Below are 7398 nucleotides of genomic sequence, written 5' to 3'. Positions count from 1 at the left end.
GGAGCTCGGGGTTCGGTTGTGGCCGCCCGAGCATGGTGGTGATCGTGTGGATCTCGTGCCGGATGGCGTTGTTGCGGTGCAGCCCGACGTAACCGCCGGAGACCGGGATGCCCTCGGCCGCCAGCGCTCGTACGAAGCGTGTCTTCCGTTCGGCGTCGCCGAGGCCGCGGATGCGGAAGGTGAACAGATGGCGGCCGTGTGCGGTCACGCGCTCGTCGATGCGCGGGACCCTCAGGTCTGGTGCGTCGGCGAGCAAGCTGGTCAGGAGGGCCCAGAGGCGGTCTCTACTCCGTGTCTGCCCGGGATGGCGGCGAAGCTGTTCGCGCAGGATCGCCCCCTGGAACTCGGTGATCCGCAGATTGAAACCGACGTGCTCGTGCTGGTACCAGCTGCCGTCCGGCACCCGGCCGACGTTGGCCTGGGCGTACAACCGGCGGCCGACGTCCGGCGAGTTCGCCACTACCGCGCCGCCTTCGCCGGAGGTCATGTTCTTGCTGGTCTGGAAGCTGAACATGCCGGCGTCCCCGAGCGCGCCCACTCGCCGGCCACGCCATTCGGCACCATGTGCCTGCGCCGCGTCTTCGACGACCGCTACGCCTCGTCGCCGTCCGAGTTCCACCAGGGCGTCCATGTCGCACGGCTGCCCGGCCAGATGCACCGGCATGATCGCGGCGGTGCGCTCGGTGATCGCTGCCTCGGCCGCCGCCGGGTCCAGCAGGTGGGTGGAGGGGTCGATGTCGGCGAAGACGGGCACGGCGCCGATCATCAACGCTGCGGTGGCGCTGCCGACGAACGTGTACGCGGGCATCACCACCTCGTCGCCGAGCCCCACGCCCAGTGCCTTCAGCGCGGCAGTGAGCCCGAGCGTGCCGTTGCAGACGGCGACGCAGTGCTCAGCCTGCTGGTAACCGGCGAACTCGTCCTCGAAGGTGCGAACGACGTCACCGTGGGTACTTCCCCAGCGGCCCGAGGCCAGCACCTCCGCGACTGCCTCCGCCTCCTCGGTACCCGACGTGGGCCACGCGGGGAACGGCTCGGTGCGCACCGGGGTGCCGCCGTGGATGGCGAGATCGGACATCAGGCACCGGCCTGCCCTGCAGGGCTCTGCGCGACGGCGCGGGCGACCTGGTCGATGGCCTGGAGGTGATGGTCCCGGAACTGCGGGATGGTCGGCTTCCACGTGGTCTGCAGGAAGCCGAGCAGGCGGGCATGGTCGAGTCGTCGCCGGCAGAAGTCCACCGTCAGCCCGAAACTCCTCGCCTGGCGGTAGTTACTGGCCGTGGGGATCTGGTCGAAGCCCTGATCGTCGAGATCGAGGTAGGTCAAATACCGCCAGGCACGGTTCTCCGGCTCGGGCATCACACGTGGACGGTCGTTCTCGTTGTCGTCGGTGAAGTCCAGGTCGTAGTGCCAGTTGCTCTGCACGATCGACCTCGGCATCTTCCAGTAGAACTCCTGCGGGTGCCGCCAGGCGTGATCCGACCACACCCACGGCCGGGCGCCGGCCTTGGTCACCTCGTCGGCGAAGAAGCACAGGTCTTCCCACCACAGCTCGTGTTGCCGGATCACGACCAGCCGCGACCTGGGCTGATTGGCTGCTGTTTCCTCGTCCATGCCGAGATGGAACAGCCGTGGCCCACCGAAGAGTTCACTGACCTCAGCGATCAGGTCCTTGCAGACCTCGTAGTACACCGGCGTCGAGACCTGCCTCTGGTACACCCCGAGCCAGGCGTCGTGGCCGGTGCTGAAGTTCAACTTGGGGATGGGCTCTAGCCCCAGCTCCCGTAGCCGGGCGACCTCGTCCTTCAGGCGCGCCGTGCTCCACGCGTCCTTGAGAGCGATCTCCGGGTGTGACTCGTAACGGACGGCGTCACCGAGATCCAGGAGGACCATGTTCAGGTGGCTGTCGGCCATCTTCTGGGTCAGTTCGGTCCACAGCCCGTCGTCGAACTGCATCTCGTCGCGGTACGCACTCAACCGCCGTGGCTCCGGCGAGTCACTCCAGAAGTTGTAGCTGATGTGCAGGAGGTTTGCCCAGATGGTCATGGTCGCTTCCATTCAGTGGTCACTGGCGAGGTTCCCGGCGTGCCGCCGCTCGTCTGCGGCCCCTATGGCCGTTGGCGGCACCCTGGCGAGCGCCCCAGTTGAGCATGGCGACACCCAACAGCCGGGTTCCGCTGGTCGGCGTCGGCTGGGTGTCACGGTCTGCGTAGATGTCGAGGCAGTGTTCAAAGATGTCCGTGTCCCACTGGGTGAGCGCCATCCAACGGGTTGCGCCGAGCGGGTTGGACCGCAGGGCGCCCTGGCCGCTGACGACGTAGCGGAGAGTAGCCACACCGTCCGGGTCGTGCGCCGCGAGGTTCTCCGTGAACGTTGCGGCCAGTTTCTCCATGTCCTGATCGGTGAAGACAAAACCGTGCTGATAAGCCAGCGCTGCGAAGTCGACGTCAATGGCTCCGTGGCTGTAGTCCTCGAAGTTCTTATAGCCGCCGTTCACCGCGTACTCCGGCTTGTGCATGGAGATGTCGGTCTCCGCGGATCCGGTCTTGGTGTACCCGCTCCAGGCTGCCGAGTAGGTGGGGAAGTAGTACCAGGTCGAAGTGGTGACACCGGACGTGTCCTGGTCGCTCAGTTCCGCCTTGAACATTTCGGCCAGGGCGGTGGCGCGGTGCACGTGCTGCTGGTCCCCGGTGATCGCGGCGAGCTCGAGCACGGTGCGGCCGAGCGCCAGGGTCATGTTCAGCGGCTGTGCCTGACCGTCGAATCCGACGGGGAAGCCCTTCTCCCGGAAGTAGTAGCCGCGACCGTCGCTGGTCTCGCGCCACTCCCTGTCATGGATCGCCACAGCATCGTCCACCGCGGCTAGATACTCATCGGCCTTGTCCTGGTAATGCTGATCGTGCTTGAGCTGGGGCTCGGACTTGACGATCCGAACGAAACTGGCGATCGGATAGGTGATCATTCCGGTGTGCACTGCCATGATCACTGGCTGCGCGAACATGTCGAAGACACCTTCGGCCGGCCTGGTGCTCACGCCCTGGTCATGAGCGGTACAGAGGATGTCTCTTGGGTAGTCGTCATAGACGCGGCGCACGGCGTAGTCCGGGCTTCCCGGATCCATCGTCAGGTCGTCATAGGTTTCGGTGAAATCGAACTTTGCGTTGTGCACGACCAACGAGAACGTATCGCCAGCCCCGTGGCTCACCGTTACCGTCACCGTGTCTGGGTACGTACGACCGCTACGTATCTCCAGCGTCGGCTGCCCGCTCGCGTCCGTGAGCTCGCAGATTCCCAGCGTGTAGGGGTTCATGGTCCGCCAGGCCGGCAGCGAGAGCCCGCGGTAGTCGGTCACGCCGCGCTCGCTGTCCCGGTGCGTGAGCATGATGTCGACGTTGTCGATCAGCCGGTCGAGGTACGACGTGTCGCCGTACGCGAGGTACATCATGACGAAGCTGCGCAGGGCGTAGGACTGTTGCCACGCCAAGGCGCCGGCCTCGTTGTTGTTGTCGGGGCTTTGGCCGCCGCTCTGATAGGCCGCGTCGAAGGCGTGGAAAGCCTCAGGGGTCGTGTAGTCGAATGATGTGGATGCGAGAGCGGGCGCTGTCATGGACGTGCCGAGAGCACCGGCTGACAAACCACCGGCGGTCAGGAGTCCCGCGTTGCGGACGAAGCCACGCCGTGTCATGCCCGTGTTGACGGTGGAGCCCGGGGTCGGCGCACGGTTCGGTGTTGCCATGGACGTCTCCTTCGATCAGGAACAAGCCACCAGTCGCGCGTTTGGTTGCAGTGAGTCTGTTCTGTATCTCATTGCATGTCAACTGTTTCTCAATAACGAAAACGTGACGCCGATCGAGAGGCGGGTTTACGACGACGGGGAGTTGCGGAGAAGATGGCCCCAGCCTGCGGTGGCCGCGGATCTGGCGAGTGCGCCGGAGTCCGTTCCGCCGTCGAGGGGATGGGGTGCCAGGCCGGCGGTGATGCCTGCACGTCAGGCCTGCTACCAGGGATAAAGGTGACCTCAGTGGGTGCGACGCCAGTCCGTGGCGGCCCGATTCGACGCTTCTGTCATGCTTGAGGGCGTGGGTTCGGAGGCCTCTGCGAAGGGGGCTGAGTGGTCTGCGCTCGCGCGGTGTTCGGGTGTGCGTCACAGAATGGAAACAAAGGGAAGCAGTACTTCCAGTGCCTATCGATGCGACTCGGTCGATGCGATGTCGCCGGCTTCCGGCCAGCCGTTGTGGGAATCAACGCGCCGGATGACCGGCATCGGGAGCCGGCGATCCACTGGCTTGCCCACGAGGCGGCTGTGTCGCCGCTCCCACAGGATCTGCGCCGCTTCACGTCCGATGTCTTCGCATGGGACCCGTACGGACGTCAGTATTCCCCCGCCCAGCTCTGCGGTATCTTCGAAGGCCACCAGCGTGGGCCAGCCTTCCGGTGGGACACCCGCATCCCGCAGCGCGGAAAGCAGGCCGAGCGCTGCCTTGTGGCTGGCGCACACCACCGCGCTCACATCTCGGCGGAGAACTATGGCCCGGGCAGTCCGTCTGGCAGTCTCGACCTGCTGCTCATATGAGCCGGGGGCAGTCTCCGGCAGGAAGAAGATGTTGTCCACGCGTTCCTCGAGCTGGCTCATCGCCTCCTGCCAGCCCTGCATGCGCAATGCCGACCAGTGGTACCGGGGGTCGTCGTCCGCGACGGCGTGCAGCCCGAGGAAGGCGATACGACGGTGGCCTCGTTGCCACAGGTGCCTGGTGGCAGCCCGGCTGCCGTCCTCGTGATCGACGGTCACCATGTCGATCACCATCCGCGGATCCTGCGGCTCTATCGGAATCGAGGCCCAGCGGACCCGAGCCGTCGATGCGTCGCCGAAGGCCACCAAGTCCTCGCCGCGGTCCGGCATGGCGAGAAAGGCCCCGGCGATCGGGGGAAGCGTCCCGTCCAGTGCGCGCTTCAAGGCGACATCGATGTTCATCGTTGCGCTTGCCGCCCCGAGCTGGGTCACGCGTTCCTCGAACCCGAACCGGACCCGGTCGACGATCGACGTCGTCGCCGAGCTCGTTTCGGCCTCGACCAACATCAGGTAGCTGTCCGGTTCGGCAGTCGCCGTGTCGGCGACGAAGATGCCGACACGCGGCACGGTGCGGAGCAGGCCCTCGTCCACGAGCTTTCTCAGCTCGGACGTCACCGACCGCGGCGACAGGCGATACTTCTCCTGAAGTTCCCGCACAGTGGGAAGCATGTCTCCGGGGCGTAGCCGCCCCTCCTGGCAGGATCGGCGAAGATCTTCGACGAGGGCTTGCCGCTGTCGCTCCGAAGTTCTCCTGGTGGCCATCCTAGAGCCCTCTCTCTGCTTCCCGATGGTGAGGTGTCAGCCTATCGCACGCTATATGTGCAGTGCTTCCAGACGGCGAATGTGCTGGTGACATCCTCGCGACAGGGGGAGGAAGCAGGAGATAACAAGCGATCCATCGGCGACCCCCGGTGTTGCCGTGTTACCTAACGTCGTCTATTCTGCATCCAATCTTGGGAAACACTGATGACTACCAATGAAGGCACAACGATCCACGTGGCTATGCCGACAGACGTCACCGATCCAACCACCGCGGCCAGCTGGCTGGCGCTGCTCGAAGATCTGGTCAACACCGACAGCGCGCCGGGCGATCATGCGGGGATCGATGCGGTGTATCGCTTGCTCACCCCAGCCGTAGAACGGCTGGGCTTGGGCGTCAAGAAGGTCACGTGCGCCGGGGGTCCGGACGTCATGGTCGCGCACCGGCCCGGAACGCGAGCAGATGCCGGCAGGGTGCTCATGGTGGGCCATGTCGACACGGTGTTTCCCCGGGGAACCGCTGAGGTTCGCCCGTTCACGGTGGCGGGCGAGCGTGCCTTCGGACCCGGGGTCGCCGATATGAAGGGCGGCCTGGTGGTGATCCTCGCCGCGTTGAGTCGTCTCGACGCTGACGCTTTAGCGGGCCTCGACATCACCGTGGTTTTCAACGGGGACGAGGAGTCCGGCTCGCCGTTCTCGAGGCCGGTGATCGAGGAGGCATCCGCCGGCCAGGACGCCGCACTCGTCTTCGAGGCCGCGAGGCCTTCGGGTGCGATCGTGACGTCGCGGCGCGGGGTGGCGCGCTACCGGCTCGAGGTGACCGGGCGCGCAGCCCACAGCGGGTCGAATCCCGGCGCCGGAGCCAATGCTCTCGAGACGCTCGCTCACAAGATCCTGGCCGTCCAGGAGCTCGGACGCCGCATGGACACGGCGTCGGTGAACGTCGTGCTCGCCGACGGGGGAAGTCGTCCGAACATCATTCCTGCCTCTGCATCGGTGCACGTGGATGTGCGTTTCGACGACGACAGCGCGGACCTGGCCGTCGAGCGCGGGCTCGGCGCGCTGGCGGGCGCGGGACCGGTCGAGGGAACCGTGACTCAGGTGACGCGTTACCAGGGCCGTCCGGCGTTCGGTCGGCCGTTCACGGAACTCGCCGATGCATACGCGGATGCTGGACGAGAGCTGGACGTGCACATCGAGACGGTCGCTGCTGGTGGCGTGTCCGACGCCAACTTCACCGCGGCGGCCGATGTGCCGACGTTGGACGGCCTCGGGCCGGCCGGGGGAGGCGCGCACACGGACGCCGAGTACATCGAGATTCCCAGCCTGATGGAGCGTGCCTCGGTCTGCGCGGCTCTTCTTGCCCGGCTCGGGGCGCGTTCGCGGCCGTGACGAGGTGGCGGCCAAGGGATGACGAGTCCCCTGCTTTGACCGCCTGAGCTACCGCCCATCGGCGGTCGATACAAGCTTGCCGGTCTTCTCTTGACGATCTGGTTATGCGCTGCGTAATGTCACGCATTACACCGGGTTGAAACGATCCATGTGACTCCTAGGCAAATCGAACCGGAACATGCGACGTGCAAGGGAGACGAGATGGACCGACCCGCCGGCCGGCCGGCCGCGGCGCTGCGCGGTGTGTCGAAGAACTTCGGTGCCGTCGCCGCGCTGCGCAACGCTGAGCTCGAGCTGTACGCCGGGGAGGCGCACGCTCTCGTCGGGGAGAACGGCGCCGGCAAATCGACCCTGATCAAGGTCTTGGCCGGCGTGCATCGCCCGGATCGGGGCACGGTGGAGCTGCGTGGCGAGGTGGTGGACCTCAGTTCGCCCAGCGACGCCCGTGATGCCGGCATCGCGGTCATCTACCAGGAACCTACGCTCTTCCCCGACCTCACCGTCGCCGAGAACATCTACATCGGCCGCCAGCCTCGGGGAACGCTGGGCCGGATCGACCGCTCCGCGATGAACCGCGGCGCTGAGCAGCTCTTCGACCGGCTGGCCGTGCCGCTGGATCCGGACCGGCCGGCACGCGGTCTGTCGATCGCCGATCAGCAGATCGTCGAGATCGCCAA

At 66.1% G+C, this 7398-nt stretch carries 6 protein-coding genes; 2 read left to right on the top strand and 4 right to left on the bottom strand.

Features of this window, described 5'->3' with window-relative positions; translation table 11 throughout:
* The 4 genes from ELR45_RS34650 to ELR45_RS05760 form a co-directional block, all read right to left on the bottom strand.
* The coding region (locus tag ELR45_RS34650) for a DegT/DnrJ/EryC1/StrS family aminotransferase (RefSeq protein WP_165367509.1) at positions 1 to 1078 on the bottom strand (1078 nt) is incomplete at its 3' end.
* A complete protein-coding gene (locus ELR45_RS05770; RefSeq protein WP_129664142.1) occupies positions 1078 to 2046 on the bottom strand; it encodes a Tat pathway signal protein in 969 nt (322 codons plus the stop codon). The genes ELR45_RS34650 and ELR45_RS05770, both read right to left, overlap by 1 nt.
* Before the next feature lie 19 nt (positions 2047 to 2065).
* Positions 2066 to 3736 carry a hypothetical protein gene (locus tag ELR45_RS05765; protein WP_205856100.1) on the bottom strand — a complete coding sequence of 557 codons (1671 nt, stop codon included), beginning with the start codon at positions 3734 to 3736 and terminating at the stop codon, positions 2066 to 2068.
* A gap of 447 nt (positions 3737 to 4183) precedes the next feature.
* Complete coding sequence (locus ELR45_RS05760; RefSeq protein WP_129664140.1) at positions 4184 to 5332, bottom strand: substrate-binding domain-containing protein; 1149 nt, start codon at positions 5330 to 5332, stop codon at positions 4184 to 4186.
* A gap of 204 nt (positions 5333 to 5536) precedes the next feature.
* On the opposite strand from ELR45_RS05760, the gene ELR45_RS05755 reads away from it, so the two are divergent.
* A complete protein-coding gene (locus ELR45_RS05755; RefSeq protein ID WP_129664138.1) occupies positions 5537 to 6721 on the top strand; it encodes a M20 family metallopeptidase in 1185 nt (394 codons plus the stop codon).
* A 201-nt stretch (positions 6722 to 6922) separates the two neighbouring features.
* The coding region (locus tag ELR45_RS36995; RefSeq protein ID WP_205856098.1) for an ATP-binding cassette domain-containing protein at positions 6923 to 7398 on the top strand (476 nt) is incomplete at its 3' end.

It is taken from the genome of Phytoactinopolyspora endophytica (assembly GCF_004138495.1).
GTDB lineage: Bacteria > Actinomycetota > Actinomycetes > Jiangellales > Jiangellaceae > Phytoactinopolyspora > Phytoactinopolyspora endophytica.
The sequence above is the reverse complement of the archived record's forward strand: the minus strand, read 5'-3'. Positions and strand labels throughout refer to the sequence as shown.

Coding starts and splice junctions, on each gene's coding strand:
- ELR45_RS05770 (WP_129664142.1), bottom strand. CDS start 2,046: ATGACCATCTGGGCAAACCTCCTGCACATCAGCTACAACTTCTGGAGT.
- ELR45_RS05765 (WP_205856100.1), bottom strand. CDS start 3,736: ATGGCAACACCGAACCGTGCGCCGACCCCGGGCTCCACCGTCAACACG.
- ELR45_RS05760 (WP_129664140.1), bottom strand. CDS start 5,332: ATGGCCACCAGGAGAACTTCGGAGCGACAGCGGCAAGCCCTCGTCGAA.
- ELR45_RS05755 (WP_129664138.1), top strand. CDS start 5,537: ATGACTACCAATGAAGGCACAACGATCCACGTGGCTATGCCGACAGAC.